The organism is Sorangium sp. So ce381 (genome assembly GCF_051473845.1).
Lineage (GTDB): Bacteria > Myxococcota_A > Polyangia > Polyangiales > Polyangiaceae > Sorangium > Sorangium atrum.
In genome coordinates, this window is sequence record NZ_CP150336.1 from 12,628,017 (window position 1) to 12,643,872 (window position 15,856).

A 15,856-nucleotide genomic window follows, 5' to 3' on the forward strand; every position below is an offset into this window, starting at 1 on the left:
CGATCGACCTCCGCGGGCGCAGCAGAAAAGCAGAGCGTTTTCAAGGGCCTACGTCCTGGCACGCCGCTCGCTGAAGAGGGCCGTGGAGGCTCGCAACAACGATGGAGATCAAGTTCTGGGGAGTTCGCGGGAGCATCGCTTCGCCTGGGCCGGAGACGGCTGCGGTGGGCGGAAACACAAGCTGCGTGGAGGTTCGCTGCGGCTCGTCGCGGATCATCCTCGATGCGGGGACGGGCGTACGCAAGCTCGGAGATGCCCTGCTCCGGGAGGGACCGGTCGAGGCAACGGTGCTGCTGTCGCACCTGCACTGGGACCACATCCAGGGCCTGCCGTTCTTCGTGCCGGCGTACCTGCCGAGCTCGCGGCTGTCGATCGTGGGCAGCGCGCACGGGATCGGGAGCCTCCGAGAGGTGCTCTCGACGCAGATGGCCGCGCCGAGCTTCCCCGTCCGCATGGACGAGCTCGGAGCGCAGATCGCCGTGCGGGAGGCGCGGCCGGGCGAGGCGTTCGACGTGGGCGAGGTCCACGTGCGGATCGCCAAGCTCAACCACCCGGGCGGCGTCCTCGCCTACCGCGTCGAGCACGAGGGCCGCAGCGTCGTCTACGCGACCGACACCGAGCACTACGCCTGCGTCGATCCGGCGCTGCGCGCGCTCGCGGACGGCGCCGACGTGCTCATCTATGACGCGCAGTACACCCCGGAGGAGTACCGCGGCGACGGCGGGCGCTCGAAGGTGGGGTGGGGGCACTCGACGTACGTCGCGGGCGCGGAGATCGCGCGGGCGTGCGGCGCGCGGAAGCTCGTCCTGTTCCACCACGACCCGCAGCGGACGGACGCCGGCGTCGCGGAGATCGAGCGCCTCTCCCGCGAGCTCTTCCCTGCCTCGGTCGCCGCGCGCGAGGGGCTCTGCATCCACGTCGAGGCCCTCGCGCGGGCAGCGTGATGACGCGGATGACGACAAGCGCGGCGCCCTCTATGCTGGACACTGCTCCGCTATCCATGTCGCGCCTCTCGCTGCTCGTCGATCTCGCCTCCCTCCTCGCCCGGGAGGTCGACTTCGACGCCCTCCTCGGCACGGCGTGCGAGCGGCTCGCGAAGGCGCTCCGCGCCGACCGGGCGACGATCTGGCTCGTCGACGCCGAGCGCGGCGACCTCGTGACGCGCGTCGCCCTGCTGCCCGAGCTCCCCTCGCTCAGGCAGCCGCTCGAGCGCGGCATCGCCGGGCACGTGGCCACGACCGGACAGGTCGTGCGCGTCGACGACGCCTCGCGCGATCCGCGCTTCGATCCGTCGGCGGACCGGGCGACGGGCTACACGACGCGCTCGATGCTCGTCGCGCCCATCCGCGAGGACGGCGCCGCGCCGGTCCGCGGCGTCGTCCAGCTGCTGAACCGCGCAGGCGCGCCCTTCGACGACGAGGACCAGCGCTACCTCGTCGCGCTCGCGACGCAGCTCGCCCGCGCCCTCTCGCTGACGACGCTCCGCGCTGCCGAGGGCGGCGGCCCGGGGGTCGTGCTGCAGGGGCCGTTCAACCGGATCGTCGGCCGGAGCGAGCGGCTGGCCGCCGTGTACGAGAAGGTCCAGCTCGCGGCCCAGACCGACGCGACCGTGCTCCTCCGCGGGGAGACGGGCACGGGCAAGAGCCTGTTCGCCCGGGCGATCCACGTCAACTCGAGGCGCCAGACGAAGCCGTTCGTCACCGTCGACTGCACGACGCTGCCGGCGCAGCTCGTCGAGAGCGAGCTCTTCGGCCACGAGCGGGGGGCGTTCACCGGCGCGGACCGGCGCGTGCCGGGCAAGGTGGAGCTCGCCGAGGGCGGCACGCTGTTCCTCGACGAGCTCGGGGACCTGCCGCTCGACATCCAGGGCAAGCTCCTCCGCTTCCTGCAGGACCGCTCCTTCGAGCGCGTCGGCGGTCGCCAGTCGCTCCGCGCCGACGTGCGCGTCGTGTGCGCCACGCACTGCGACCTCGAGCGCGCGGTCGCCGAGGGGCGCTTCCGGAAGGACCTCTACTACCGCGCGCGCGTCGTCGAGATCGATCTGCCGGCCCTGCGCGAGCGCGGCCCCGAGGACGTCGAGACGCTGGCCCGGCACTTCGCGGACGTCTACGCGACGAGGTACGGCAGGCCGTCGCCGCGCTTCGATCCGGACGCGCTCCGCCACATCCGCGCTCATACGTGGCCAGGCAACGTGCGCGAGCTCGAGCACTGGGTCGAGAGCGCCATCGCCCTCGCGCCGGACGGCCGCATCTCCGCGGGGCACCTCCCGACGCGGCGGGGCGAAGGCGCCCCGCCGCACGCCGCCGCCGCGCCCGAGGGCGACGCGCGGGTCGCGCTGCCGCTCGGGCTCACCCTCGACGAGGTGACGCGGCGCTACGTCGAGGCGATGGTCCGGGCGTGCGAGGGGAACAAGACGGAAGCGGCGAAGCGGCTCGGCGTCGGCAGGAACACCCTGGCGCGCGCGCTCCGCGCGAAGCACTGAGGCCGCGCGGGGCGCGCGACCTCCTCCGGCGCGGCGCCTGGGCCGCGCGAGGCCCGCGGAGGCGCGCGCCGCGGGGCGCAGGCGCGACGCGCTTCACCCCGGGTCACCCCGGGTCCACCGGGAACGTCAGGCCGATCCCGGCGATCGCCGCGACGGCCGAGGTCTTCCACCTCGCGGCCGGGCCGGCCGAGAGCAGAGGGCGCGCCATGACGATGTGCAGCTCGAGGAAGCTGCGCAGCTGGAGGTACCGCGCGACGCGCCACTCGGCGCCGCCGCGCGCGCCGGAGGTGAGCAGCCAGAGGACGCCGTCTTCCGCCTGGGTGATGGTCTCTGCGGTGGGCGCGCGGACAGCGCCGAGCTGGAAGACGTTGCACAGGAAGACGCCGTCCCGGTGCCTGCAGAGCGACATGACCCCCAGCCCGGCGCTGATGCGCCGCGGCCCGGCGCTCGGCAGATCGCTCGGAGCGCTGCCCAGCGCGACGAGCGCCCGCGCCTCGAGCGACACGGACAGGTCGTACCAGCGGAGAGCGACGGCGGGCGAGAGGCCGACGCCTGCCGTGGGGGTCAGGCCAAACGCCAGCACGGAGGACGCGCTGAGCTCGCCGTGCGCACGCGGCTGCGGCGCGCGCTGCGCGCCGTGGGCGTAGGCCGGGGTCGGCAGGGCGAGGCCCAGCGCGATCATCAAGGGGATGCGACCAGGGTTCGGCATCCCGCGCACCGTAGGAGCGCGCTCCGGCGCGACGGAATCCGGAGCGGGCGCGCTCACGCACAAACCGCCGCTCGCGCGCCATTGCGTTGAGCGGCGTTATTTCCTCGTCTCGTCGTCTTTTTTTGGATCTCTGATGCGAGGGGCTAGCGCGCCCTGCGGCGCGCGGCCTCGCAGAGGGCCGAACGGAGGGGATCGCCGGGCAGATCGGGCGGCAGCTTCTCCTCGCAGGCCACGTCGGGGTTCAGCGGGTCGAGCGCCGTGCCCGCCGAGAAGGAGCGGTCCCCGTCGGGGCCCCCGTGGAGCAGCCCGTGCAGCGACCACCACCGGCCGTAGCGGCTGTTCACGTCCTCCACCCGCTCGACGAGCGGCGAGGCGCTCGCGCGCTCGCCCGACGCCAGCAGGGCGGCGGCGAGGAAGCAGCGCACCGCCGGCTCGTGCGGCGCGAGCGCCTGCGCGCGCGCGTGCTGGACCGCGGCGGCGGCGTGGTGGCCGCGGTCGTGGAGCAGCTGGCCGAGCCGCACCCGCTTGCTCACCTCCTGCCGGTGCGGCATGTCCGCGCCGGGCGCGAGGTCGGGCGGCACGTCGGCCGGCACGCCGGCGAGGTAGGCGCGCCAGCGCTTGTCCCACGCCGCGAGATCGGCGCCGGAGATCTCGGCGATCGCCCGCTCGAGGTCCGCGTCGCTGCTCGCGTCCTTGAGCCGGCGCAAGAGCTGCGGCAGCGCCGTGTCGCCCGCCTCCCTCGTCCAGTAGCGGATGAAGCTCGCGACCTCGGCGAACACGACCGCCGCCTCCTCCGCGCTCGGGAGCATCGCGATCGAGGGGCCGATCTTGTCGAGCGGCCGCCCGAGGCCCTTCTGGATGCCCAGGAAGGCGATCGCGTCGGCGGACGGCACGTCGTCCAGCGGGTCGGGCTCGCGCCAGCGGACCTCCTCGCGCTTGGCCACGCCCTCCTGCAGCCACAGCGGGGCGTTGTCGCGCGTCCCGCGCGACAGGGCGAGGTGCGTTATCTCGTGCGCGAGCGTGTCCAGCCAGGGATAGCCGTTCGGCGTGGCGCGCGGCGAGAGCATCGTCACCCGCCCCCACTTGGCGATGGCGACCGTGCCCGTCGTCCGCGCCGCGTCCTCGGGCAGCCCCGTCATCGCGGAGAGCGTGAACTGATCGCGGACGAGATCGATCCGCAGCGGCCGGAGGAGCTCGACGCCGAGGTCCTTCGCGAGCACGTCGCGCGTCCTCGCCGCGACGTCGACGAGGAACGGCACGAGCGCGCGATCGTCGTCGTCCTGGAGCCGCACCCAGACGCCGCGCTCCTCGTCGTTCACGACGACCGTCGCCGCGGTGGCCCGGGCGCAGCCGCGCGCGATGTCCCCGAGCGCCGCGCCCTCGGCCGTCGCCGCGAGATCGGGGCGCGCGAGGATCGCCGAGGCGGCGTCGCAGTCGCCCTCGTAGATGGCGAGGCGGCCGCGCTCGAGCGCGAGCGCGAGGTCCGCCGGATCCGCGTCCTTCAGGGCGTCTCGCGCCGCGGGGACGTCGATCTCCAGGATCGCGGCCCGCGCCCGGGACGCGCGATCGAGATCGCCGACCGTGAGGCGGCCGGACGCGGTCGCCGACGCCGTCGCGAGCCCGGCGAGGATCGCCGCCCGGAGGCCGCGCCTCGCGATCGCCGCCCCGCGCCGAGCCGGGGCTGCCCCGCCGCCGGTGCGCGTCATTTCAGGAGCCCCTCCGCGTAACGCTTGACCGCCTCTCGCAGCCGCGGCTCCGAGGTCCCCCCGAGCCCCTCGAGCACGCGACGGCGGAACTCCTCGGGGCCCTTGTGCTTGTCCTTGTCCGGGATGTCGGCCTTCCTCGCCATGTTCCGCTCCCCTTCCGACTCGGCGTCGCCCTCCTGACCCTGGTCCTCGCTGCTCGACATCTCGAGCAGCCGCTGCGCGTCGCGCTGGCGCTCGTTGCCGCTCTCGCCGTCCCCCTCGGCGAGGGCGCGCTGGGCGTCGCGCATCGCCTGCTCGGCCTCGTCGAGGCGATCGAGCGTCTCCTCCGGCATGCGGCCGTCGCCGCGCTCGCCCCGCTTGCGGAGATCGCGCGCGCGGTCGGCGAGCGAGCCCTCGCGCTGGCTCGACTTCCCGAGGCCGTCCCGCGCCCGCTCTGCCGCCGCCTGCCGCAGCTTGCGCAGCGCCTCCTCGGCCCAGGCCAGCTCCTCGGCGAGCGCCTGCTGCGCCTCGGCGGCCTCGCGAGCGGCGCGCTCCTCGGGGAAGAAGCCGCCGGCTTGCGCGCCGAGCCGCTTCGCGTCGCCCAGCGAGCGCATCGCGCCACGGCCGCTCGTCACCGCCTCCTCGGGCCGGCCCTGCTCCAGCGCTCCCGCCATCGCCTCGGCCTGCTCCCTGCCAGCCGCCGCGGCGGACTCGGCCGAGCCCGGGGCCGCGCCCGGCTGCGGCAGGTCCCGCACGGCCTCGCGGATCGCCTCCGCGTGCTTCTTCGCCTCTTCCCGGAGCGCCGCGACGTCCTCGGGCCGCGACGCGCGCGAGAGCTCCTCGGCGACCGCGTTCGTCTCGGCGGCGTGATCGCGCGCGAGCTCCTCGAGATCCCGCTCGCTCTGGGCGACGCTCTCGTCGGCGTTCGACGCGTCCCCGGGGTCGGGCCCGCGCGGCGCGCCCGACTCCACCCCGCCGCGGCCGCCGCCGCCGAACGAAGGCTCCGGCCGCCTGAGCCGCGCCGCGAGGTCGCGCGCCGAAAGCTCGGTGTGCAGCCAGTCGCCGACGCCGCGGGCGCGCGCGATCCTGCGAAGATCGTTCGCGACGATCTCGCCGAGGTCGAGGCCGAGCTCGCCGAGCTTGCCGAGCTCGACGCCCCCGCCGCCCAGCACCGTGACGGCCGCCTCCAGGCGGACCTCGCCGCCCTCGCGGTCGCCGCTGCCCAGCAGCTCGGCCGCCGCCGCCGCCTCGTCCGCGACATCGGCGAGCCGCTGGGCGACGGCCCGGGCGTCGCGGTGGCCCAGGCCGCGCAGGCCGGCGTCGAACGCGAGCAGCGCGCCCTCGGTCTCGTCGAGCAGCCCCTGGTGCGCCGCGCGGGTCGTCGACTTCCGCTCGGCGGCGAGCGCCGCGTCGAGCCGGGCCAGCTGACCTCGGGCGAGCGACGCGATGCGCCCCCGCACCCGCAGCCCGCCGTGATCCGCGGAGAGCGCCGCATCGACCGCCGCCCTGGCGGTCGCCTGCACCTCGGCCTCGTGCGCCGCGTGCGCCGCCGCGCTGCCCGCCTCCGGCGTCTTCTGGCCGATGCGGTCGGCGAGCAGATCCGTGAGGGCGTCGCGCGCCTTCACGAGCGCGGCGTAGCGCCGCGCCTCGGGCTCGCCCACCTGCGGCGGGACGACCAGGATCGCCTCGCTCCTGCCCCACTTCGGGCCCTCGATCGGATCGTTGTCCCGCGCCTCGATCCGCACCTCGACGGGCACGTACGTCCTGCGGAAGAAGGGATCGCGCGCCCGGAGCTCGTAGCCTCCGCGGTCGACCTTCGCGTCCGCCGCCGGCCGCGAGAGCACCCGCCGCTCCTCCTTCGCTCCGGCGCGCAGGACGAGATCGACCTCGCGCAGGCCGTGATCGTCGGTGATCTCGTAGCGGAGCGGGATGCTGGGCTCGTCGAGGAGCTTCACCGTGCGCGGCGCGCCCTCGAGCGTGACGCGCGGCGCGTCGTCCGGGATCGACACGACGCGCTGCGTGTCGGCCTGCCGGACGCGCACCCGCCCGAAGCGCGCGGCCGCCTGGAGGGTCGTCGACTCGCCGAGCGTCCAGCGGGCGACCACGGCGCCCTTGCCGTCGTCGACGAACGGCACCTCGGCGCCGCCGTCCGTCAGCACGAGCGCGCGCCCCGCGCGGACGGGGCGGCCGCGCACCGTGATCACGGTCCCTCGCGGCTGCATCGTCGGCGCGAACGGCAGGAGCTCCTCCGCGCCCTGGTGCAGGTACTCGGGGGGCGCCGCCGTCATCTCGACCTCCTCGATCCACGGCAGATCGAGGGGAGCCTCGCCGCCGCGGGCGGCGAGGACGTCCAGCCCCTCGACGACGCGCGACGGCTCGATCGCCGCCGCCGCGAGCGCCGCCGCGCCGAGGGCGAGGCCTGCGCCCGCCCACCGCGTCGCCGCCTGCCGCGCGCGCGCGATGATGCGCGCCTGCGAGGCGCGGCCGAGCAGGCGCCGGAGGTGCAGGCCGGCGAGCTCCGGCGAGCCGACGCGATCGTCGGCCGCGGCGCGATCCGCGAGCGTGAGCGCCCGCAGGGTGGCGGCGCCGAGCGCCTCGTCCGTGCGACCGATGATCTCGCGCACCGTGCGCCGGGCGTCGCCGCGCCGCCGCCGCACGAGGACGGCCCGCGCGGCGATCGCCGCGAGCAGCAGCGCGAGCCCGGCGCCGGCGAGCCCGCGGGCGAGCGGGGAGCCCACGCGCGCGACGTGCGCCGCGCCGAACAGCCCTGCGCAGGCCGCCGCGGTGAGCGCGCGCCGCGCGGAGGGGCCTACCTCCGCATCCCAGACGGAGCGCAGCCGCGCGATGGACAGGGCCGGCGCCTCGTTATCCATGGAGAGGCAAGGGTAACCGGCGGCGGGGAGTGGTCCAGCGGATCGGGTTGATCACCCGGTGGGTCAGACGTCGAGCTCGCCGTCGGTCATGAACCAGCTCTCCGCGTCGAGCAGCACGCGCCGCAGCTCGTCGGGGAAGGCGGGATCGAGGTGTACGATGAGCCACCGCGAGCCGACGTTCGGCGGGTGGGGCCGGGAGAAGAACCCGAGCGCCCGCAGGCGGGCGCTGAACGAAGGGGGCGTCACGAGGAGCATGCCCACGGAGACGTGCCCCTCTCGCCGCATCGCCTGGCAGAACTCGAGCAGCAGGGCGTCGAACGTGGGGCCGTTGTCCTCGCAGAACAGGTCGCTGATCTCGACCTTGTTGTTCCGCACCGAGTAGACGGCGTAGCCGAGCAGCCGCCCGTCGTGCCTGTCGAGCATACAGAAGAAGCGGTATCGGGTGTTGCCGAGCTGCGCATAGCGCCAGTTCAGGAACTGGGCGCTCCGCTCGCCGACGATCGGCCAGGGCTTCGCCCGCGACCAGAGGGCGTCGAAGCGGTGATCGGCGTCGTCCACGAGCTCGGTGCGCACGCGGCTCCCCTTCGCGAGCAGCGCGGCGGTGTCCCGGAGCGCCATCGAGGCGTCGATGGCGCTCCCCGCGGCCCGGACCAGGAGGTTGTCCGGCTTCACCGTCGCCCGCTGGACGACGCGCTCCGCCGCGGTCGACAGCGCCTGCGTGAGCGGGGCGGGCGCGGCGCCCGGCTCCGCCTCCCAGAGCGCGCGCCAGCGAGGGTGGGGGACCGCCGACGCGGCCCGCTCGGCGACCCGCTGCACCACCGTGCTCACGGTGCTCCGCTGCTCGCCGGCCGACGAGGCCGCGAGCTCGTTCAGCTTGTACGCCGCCATGAGGGGCCGGACCCAGATGACGGAATCGGCGATCTTCTTGTAGCCGGCGCGCTGGAAGATCGGGAATGAGGCCTTGTTGGGGAAGCCGAACACGAAATCGACCCCGGCGTCGCGGCAGCCCCTCGCGAGCTCTCGCTGGATGCTCATGGCGGCCCCCGCGATGCGGTGCGCCTTGGTCACGCCGAAATCGCCGAGGACGCCGGCCTTGAGCTTGCGCCCGTCGACGTACAGATCGCGCGGGTAGAACGAGCCGCTCCCGATGATCTCCCGCTCCGGTCCGTGAAAGCCCATCCAGGTCCGCGGGGGGCCGGCCGGGTTCTGCTCCTGGAACCAGCGCATCCGCCGCTCCACGAGCTCCTGCGATACCTCGCCGTGGGCGAGGTTCTCTTTCCAGAGCTGCGCGAGGACGTCCCTGTGCTCTTCCGGCTGGATGCGGGCGGCGCTGTAGACCTTCTCCATGGCTTTCCGTGCGCTCTCCTGGCGCGGCAGAGCGGCGCGCCGCGCCCGTCATGGCCGAAGGCGGCGAGGGCGTCAATCGCGCCTGGCGACGCGGCGAGGCGTTCCGCGCTGGGCACAGCGACGCCCGCGCGGCGAAGGCGTCATCACGGAACCGGAGTACACTCGCGCGATGTCCCGCCGCGCCATCGCCGCCGTCGCCTGGCTCTCGTTGCTGTTCGTCCTGGCTTGCAGCTCCGCGCTGCCGCCGCCCCCTCCGGACGCCTCGCAGGCGAAGACCAGCGGCGCCCCTGCGCGGCAGCCGGGCCCAGCCGCCGATCCGGGAGCCGCGCTCGATGATGGGATGGTCGCGGACGGCGACCCCGGTCCGGTGCCTGTGACCCGCGCGGATCCGGCGCGCGGCAGCCGGCTCGCGCCCGTGACGATCGTCGTGTTCTCCGATTTCGAGTGCCCCTTCTGCAAGCATCTGGGCGGCACGCTCGGGCAGCTCGAGCAGCGGTACGGCTCGGAGCGGCTGCGGATCGTGTGGAAGAACTTCCCGCTCGCCTTCCACAAGCAGGCCCGGCCGACGGCCGAGGCCGCGATGGCGGTGTTCGCGCACGCTGGTCCCAAGGCCTTCTGGGCGTTCCATGACGCCATCTTCACGGCCGACGAGCGTCTCTCGGCGGAGCTCGAGGCCACCGCGCTCCGGCGGGCCGGGGTGACCCCCGGCCAGATCCAGCAGCTCGTCCAGCAGAGCGGGGCGGCGCAGAAGGTCGACGCCGACATGGCGCTCGCCGGGCGGCTCGGCGTGAACGGCACGCCGGCGTCGTTCATCAACGGCGTCCTCCTCGTCGGCGCGCAGCCGGCGGAGCGGTTCGCCGAGATCATCGACGCGCAGCTCGCCGCGGCGCAGGCGCTCCGCGCCGAGGGGACGCCGCCGGAGCGGATCTACGCGGCGCTCGCGAAGAAGAACTTCGCCCCTCCTGCGGAGGAGCCCGATGACGCCGAAGAGGAAGGCGACGGCGGCGTTGTGCACCTCGTGCCCATCGGGGACTCGCCCGTGCGCGGCGCGGATACGGCGCTCGTCACGATGGTGATGTTCAGCGACTATCAGTGTCCGTTCTGCAGGCGGGTCACGCCGACGGTCGAGAAGCTCAGGGCGCAGTACGGCGACAAGCTGCGCGTCGTCTGGAAGGACAACCCGCTCCCGTTCCACCCCCGGGCCGAGCCCGCTGCAGAGCTCGCGCGCGAGGCCCGCGCCCAGAAGGGAAACGACGCCTTCTGGCAGGCCAACGATCGCCTGCTCGCCGGCGAGGCCGCCCTCGACGACGCCGCCCTCGAGGCCGTCGCCGCGGACCTCCGGCTGAACGTCAGCGCGGTGAAGCGCGCCGTCGCCTCGCACAAGCACGCCGCCAAGATCGAGGCCGACGTGGAGCTCGCCGACGATCTCGGCGCCCAGGGGACCCCGTACTTCTTCATCAACGGCCGCAGCCTCGTCGGCGCGCAGCCGATCGAGAAGTTCCAGGCGATCATCGACGAGGAGATCGCCAAGGCGGAGGCGATGGTCGTGGCGGGGACGCCGCGCGCGAAGGTCTACGAGGCCATCCAGAAGCAGGCGGTCCCGCCGGCGCCGCCGCCGAAGGTATCCCTGCCGCCGGTGCCCAAGGGCCACCCCAGCAAGGGCGCGGCCGCGGGCAAGGTGGTCATCCAGGAGTTCTCCGACTTCCAGTGCCCTTTTTGCTCGCGCGCCGCCGCCACGATGGATGAGCTCATCAAGGCGTTCCCGGGCAAGGTCCGCGTGGTCTACCGCCACCTGCCGCTCCCCTTCCACCCGGAGGCGCAGCTCGCCGCCGAAGCGGCCATGGAAGCGCTCGCGCAGAAGGGGCCGGCCGGCTTCTGGAAGATGCACGACCTGCTCTTCAAGGCCCACGACGCCTCGAACCTCGACCGCGCGGCCCTGGAGCAGCACGCCGCGAGCCTCGGGCTCGACGCGGCGCGCTTCGCGAAGGCGCTCGACGAGCACACCCATCGCGCCGCCGTCGAGGCCGACACGCAGGCCGCGCGGAGCGCCGGCATCACCGGGACTCCCGGGTTCGTGATCAACGGTTACCTGGTCAGCGGAGCCCAGCCGCTCGCGAAATTCAAGAAGGTAGTTCGGCGCGCCCTCAGCGAAGCGAACTGAACACGACCGAACACGACCTGAACACGCGCGAGACGCGCGAGACGCGCGTCGCCGCCTGCCGCTCGCGCTCCGGGCTCCCGGCCCTGCGCTCCGAGTGAGCTGGCGCTCGGAGCGCCATGTTCGCTTCTCGGGCGCCTCGCCTCCATCGATATTGCGCTTCGAGCTCGTGATAGCCTGTCGCAATGCCCAAACCGCGCGGTCGAGGGACATCGGCCGAACCCAGGCGCACCGTCAAGGCATCGAGCGGATCCGCGCGCGCGCGGCGTCAGGGCAAGGCGGGCGAGCGCGCGGGCGCGAAGGCGCGCCCGCCGGCCGCGCTGCGCGACAGGCAGGAGCGGGCGCCGGCGAGCTCGCGAGCCAGGCCCAGGAAGGCGAAGGCCGCGACCTCGCTCGCGGAGACCGCCGTCGCGAAGCGACCGGCGGCGCCGGAGAAGCGCGCCGCGGCCGAGCGATCGGCGGCGCCGAAGGGGCGGCCCCCGAGAGCGCGCGCCGGCGATGAGGCCAGCGCCGCGCCGCCGAAGCGGCGGCCCCGGGACGCGAAGGCGAAGAGCGGAGCGAACGACGCGGAGCTCTCGCCGCCCCGGCCGCCTGAGCTCGACTGGGACGACACGCCGTCCGAGAGCGCCGAGGAGGTCCTCGCCCAGCGCTGGGCGGCGCGGGGTGAGGAGCTCTTCCAGCAGCTCGAGGGCCACGGCGCCGCGCTCCACGAGTACCGCGCCGATCTCAAGGAGGGGCGCTTCGTCTGGATCGCGCCGAACGGGCGCGTGTCCGCCGAGGCGAGCGCGCGCCTCCTGTGCAGCTGGTCGTGCGCGACCTCGGTCCTGGTCATGGCGTGGGCCGACCCGCTCGTCAGCGGCGCCGAGATCGGGCGCATCGACGGGATGCCCGCGGAGCAGGACGGCGTCGACGAGCAAGGCGCCTGGCAGATCGCGATGAGGGCGGCCGACGCCTGCAACGCCGCATACCTCTATCGCGTGTCCTCGCCGCAGGCCTGGTACTTCCTCGCGCTCGACGGGCTGACGTTCTCACCGAAGCGCACCTCGTTCCATCCGGGCGCGCCGGTCGGCCTCGTGCTGCGCGCCATCGGCGAGGTGCGCGAGGCGATCGCGTCCCGCGCCGAGCCCGCCGACGTCGTCCGCGACAGGATCTCGGCGCTCAGCGACTCGCTGTTCCACCAGGCCAGATATGCCTATCGCGACACCGACTGGGTCGCGCGCCTCGATCGGACCGGCTCGTGCCTCTCGCACCTCGCGAAGCGCATCCCGCGCGCGGGCTTCAGCGCGATCGCCGCGGGCCAGCGCATCGACGAGTGGCTCGAGCGCGAGCTCGCGCTCGAGCTGATCAACGCGCTCTCGCTCATCGAGGACGAGTGGAGCCTGTTCGGTTGATGGAGCGCTGACGGGCGCGGTCGACCCCCTCGCCGCGGTCGACCCCCTCGCCGCGGTCGACCCCCTCGCCGCGGCGCGGCCGAGCCCGCGCTGCGCGCGCCTGCGGCACCGGTCTTGAAGGGGTCGCAGGAGCGGACGTGAGGGGAGGGGGCGATGGGGCGAGCGAAGCTGTTCCAGGATCGCAGGGACGCCGGGCGCCGGCTCGCGCAGCTGCTCTCGGGGTACAGGAGCGAGGCGCCGCTCGTGCTCGCCCTGCCGCGCGGCGGCGTCGAGGTGGGCTACGAGGTGGCGCGCGCGCTGGGCGCGCCGCTCGATGTGTGGATCGTGCGCAAGCTCGGCGCGCCCGGGCAGCCGGAGCTCGGCGTGGGCGCGATCGCCGAGGGGGGCGAGGTGTACATCGATCGGGGCCTCGTCGCGCTGCTGGGGATCTCCGAGGCGGAGCTCGCCGAGATCGCCGAGCAGCAGGCCGCCGAGGTGGAGCGCGGGGTGCGCCGGTACCGGGGCGACAGGCCGATGCCCCGCGTCGAGGGGCGGACGGTGATCGTCGTGGACGACGGCATCGCGACCGGCGGCACCGTGCGGGCCGCGCTGCGCGATCTGCGCAAGCGCTCGCCGAGGCGGCTCGTGCTCGCCGCGCCGGTCGCCGCGCCGTCGAGCCTGTCGTCGCTCCGCCGCGAGGTCGACGCCATCGCTTGCATCGAGGAGGACCCGGGCCTCCAGGCGATCGGCGCCTATTACGAGGACTTCTCGCAGACGTCGGACGACGCCGTCGCCACGCTGCTCGCCGACGCGCAGCGCGAGGTCCCGAGGGCAGAAGGGGCGGAGCGGCCCCTCTTCGTCGAGGCGGGGGCGGCGGCGCTGCCCGGGGACCTCGCGATCCCGGAGAGGGCGGGCGGCCTCGTGATCTTCGCGCACGGCAGCGGCAGCAGCCGGAGGAGCCCTCGCAACCGCTCGGTCGCGGAGGCGCTCTGGCGGTGGAGGCTGGCCACGCTGCTCTTCGACCTGCTCACCGACGAGGAGGAGGCGGAAGATCGCCGGAGCGCCCGCCTTCGCTTCGACGTCGATCTGCTCGCGCGGCGGCTGATCGGGGTGACGGACTGGGCGCTCGCGCGCCCCGAGCTCCGTCACCTCGCGGTCGGCTACTTCGGCGCGAGCACCGGCGCGGCGGCCGCGCTCATCGCCGCGGCGGCGCGGCCGCGCGTCGTGGGCGCCGTGGTGTCGCGCGGCGGCAGGCCCGACCTCGCGGGCCCGGCCCTGGCGATGGTGCGCGCGCCGACGCTGCTCATCGTGGGCAGCGCGGACGCCGAGGTGCTGGCGCTGAACCAGACTGCCCTCGACGATCTCGCGGGCCCGCGCCGCCTCGCCGTCGTGCCTTCCGCGACGCACCTGTTCGAGGAGCCGGGCGCGCTCGCGGCGGTCGCCCGGCTCGCCGGCGAGTGGTTCGCGCAGCACCTGATCGCGAGAGGAGACGAGGCGAGGGCGTGACGCGCGGGGCGGCCGCCCTCGCAGGCCGCGGCGAGCGCGCCGCCGGCCGTCGCCCGGCGGGAGCGCCGGCGGGAGCGCCGGCCGGCGCGGCGACTACCTGGAGAGCCAGACGGTGTACGCGTGCGGCATGAACGGCGCGTCGTCGGGATCGAACGGCAGGCTCCGGATCATGCTCCCCGCGTTGACGCCCACGACGAGCAGCCCGGAGAGCCCGTCGAGCCCCACCACCGTGCGCTGCGCGCGGCTGCTGCCGAAGACGCCGGCCACGTCGACGCGGCCGGCCTCGGCGCCCTGCTTGTCGACCTTCACGATCGCCCAGCGGAACAGCGCGGGCAGCTCCCAGTCGGCCACGAAGGTGATCTCCGCCGTCTTGAGGTCCGGCCGAGCGGCCGCGTTCTCCGCCGAGAGATCGAGCCAGAGATAGGTCGCGCCGGTCGGCTCGATCGGGCGCAGGGGCGCGACCCGCCGCGGGAGCGTGGCGTAGGGCAGCGACCACTCGAAGCGAACCCGGCCGAAATCGCCGAAGCGCTCGGCGTCGGAGAGGTGCGCGCCGTCGCTGCGGCTGCCGAGGAACGCTCGCGCGATGGCGAACTCGAGGAGCAGGTCGTCGAGGTCCTCGCCGCGGGATCGGAGGGACGCCCGGAGCGCGTCGAAGGTGTCGGGCTCGGCGTCGAAGCGCGCCGCGCCCGCGGGCGTGGCCTGCGCCGCGATGGCGAGCAGCGACGTGGCGATCTGCGCGGGCGCCCCGGTGCCGTACGCGTCGTCGAGGTACCACGGAAAGAGCAGGCCGCCGTCGAGCGCGCCGAGCGCCGCGCCGGTGAGCGCCCGCTCGGGCGCGCGCTGGAAGGCGTCGACCGCGGCGAGCTCCTCGGCCGCGCAGGGCGCCGCGATGGCGGCGAGGTAGCTCGCCGTCATGGCGATCGCGCCCTGCTCCGCCCCTGCGTCGAGGCGCATGGCGATGGCGTGCGCGAGCGCGTAGGCCGCGTCGGACGCGCTCGCGCACCCGCCGCGCTCCGGCGCTGCGATGATGGCGAACGCGCTCGCTGCGTCGAACCGCTCCCCGAGCGCCCGCGGGTCGTACCCCACGCGCATCGGGCCGCGGCGCGGGCCGCGCTCCAGGTAGAGATCGTACGATGGGCCGCCGCCCCGCGCGCCGTCGGGGAGCGGGCGCGGCAGACCGAGCGCGTCGTAGGCCCGCATCGCGGCCTCCAGGTGGGTGAGGCTCTCGAGGAGGGCGGCGCCGGGGACGCCCGCGGGCGCGTGCACGCAGACCGGCAGCGTGAAGGAGCAGGCGCGCTGCGAGGCCTCGCGGGCGTCGCGCTCGTCCGGGCGCCGCACCGGCGAGACCACGGGTCGGCCCGCGGCCGGCGGGGCGGCGGCCGCGGAGGCGCTGTCGTCGGGGGGCGCCCCGGCCTGCGCGCTCGCGACGGGCGAGGGCGGCGTGGGCGAAGGCGCGTCCGGCGCGCGCGCTGCTGCCGCCGGGGGGCCGCCGAGGGCCGCGGCCAGCGCGAGGACCGCCAGCGCACAGGGAGCCCTGCGGCGCAGCGCGGGCGCTCGCTCCGGTCGCGTCGGTGGGGCGTGTGTGGGGAACGGTCTCATGGGGAGCGCAACAGGGTTCCGGAGGCCCGCTGGCGAGTCTGCCCCGGCGGCTCCGCGCTAGCTCATCGCACGAGCGACCGCGCTTGCCCATGCTCGCCAACGTCGGTCTTGCGCCCCCGCGCCCCGC

General features: G+C 75.1%; 10 protein-coding genes. 5 read left to right on the forward strand and 5 right to left on the reverse strand.

Annotated features, from left to right (window positions below; genetic code table 11):
• The first annotated feature begins 101 nt into the window (after positions 1-101).
• Positions 102-944, forward strand: a complete 843-nt coding sequence (locus tag WMF29_RS47510; protein WP_272096768.1) for an MBL fold metallo-hydrolase — start codon at positions 102-104, stop codon at positions 942-944.
• 56 nt (positions 945-1,000) lie between these two features.
• Positions 1,001-2,482, forward strand: coding sequence for a sigma-54-dependent Fis family transcriptional regulator (locus WMF29_RS47515; protein ID WP_437326632.1), 1,482 nt, complete (start codon positions 1,001-1,003; stop codon positions 2,480-2,482).
• Positions 2,483-2,585: 103 nt separating this feature from the next.
• On the opposite strand, the gene WMF29_RS47520 is transcribed toward WMF29_RS47515, so the two are convergent.
• The 4 genes from WMF29_RS47520 to WMF29_RS47535 all read right to left on the reverse strand — a co-directional run bounded on the left by WMF29_RS47520 (position 2,586) and on the right by WMF29_RS47535 (position 9,096).
• Positions 2,586-3,191: a hypothetical protein gene (locus tag WMF29_RS47520; RefSeq protein WP_437326633.1), complete on the reverse strand. Its 606-nt coding sequence runs from the start codon at positions 3,189-3,191 to the stop codon at positions 2,586-2,588.
• A 143-nt stretch (positions 3,192-3,334) separates the two neighbouring features.
• The gene (locus WMF29_RS47525; RefSeq protein WP_437326634.1) at positions 3,335-4,897 is read right to left on the reverse strand and encodes a hypothetical protein; all 1,563 of its coding nucleotides are present in this window, start codon (positions 4,895-4,897) and stop codon (positions 3,335-3,337) included.
• Positions 4,894-7,749 (reverse strand): DUF4175 family protein, encoded by a 2,856-nt coding sequence (locus WMF29_RS47530; RefSeq protein WP_437326635.1) that lies wholly within the window; start codon positions 7,747-7,749, stop codon positions 4,894-4,896. Before WMF29_RS47530 ends, WMF29_RS47525 begins: the two co-directional genes overlap by 4 nt.
• A gap of 63 nt (positions 7,750-7,812) precedes the next feature.
• Positions 7,813-9,096, reverse strand: a complete 1,284-nt coding sequence (locus WMF29_RS47535) for a GNAT family N-acetyltransferase (RefSeq protein ID WP_437326636.1) — start codon at positions 9,094-9,096, stop codon at positions 7,813-7,815.
• Between the two features lie 169 nt (positions 9,097-9,265).
• Between WMF29_RS47535 and WMF29_RS47540 the strand changes: the two genes are divergently transcribed.
• From WMF29_RS47540 to WMF29_RS47550, 3 genes are all read left to right on the forward strand, one after another.
• Positions 9,266-11,257, forward strand: coding sequence for a DsbA family protein (locus WMF29_RS47540; RefSeq protein WP_437326637.1), 1,992 nt, complete (start codon positions 9,266-9,268; stop codon positions 11,255-11,257).
• A 182-nt stretch (positions 11,258-11,439) separates the two neighbouring features.
• The gene (locus WMF29_RS47545; protein ID WP_437326638.1) at positions 11,440-12,645 is read left to right on the forward strand and encodes a hypothetical protein; all 1,206 of its coding nucleotides are present in this window, start codon (positions 11,440-11,442) and stop codon (positions 12,643-12,645) included.
• A 153-nt stretch (positions 12,646-12,798) separates the two neighbouring features.
• Positions 12,799-14,130, forward strand: coding sequence for a phosphoribosyltransferase family protein (locus WMF29_RS47550; RefSeq protein WP_437326639.1), 1,332 nt, complete (start codon positions 12,799-12,801; stop codon positions 14,128-14,130).
• Positions 14,131-14,223: 93 nt separating this feature from the next.
• On the opposite strand, the gene WMF29_RS47555 is transcribed toward WMF29_RS47550, so the two are convergent.
• Positions 14,224-15,729: a hypothetical protein gene (locus WMF29_RS47555; protein WP_437326640.1), complete on the reverse strand. Its 1,506-nt coding sequence runs from the start codon at positions 15,727-15,729 to the stop codon at positions 14,224-14,226.
• Between the last annotated feature and the right edge of the window lie 127 nt (positions 15,730-15,856).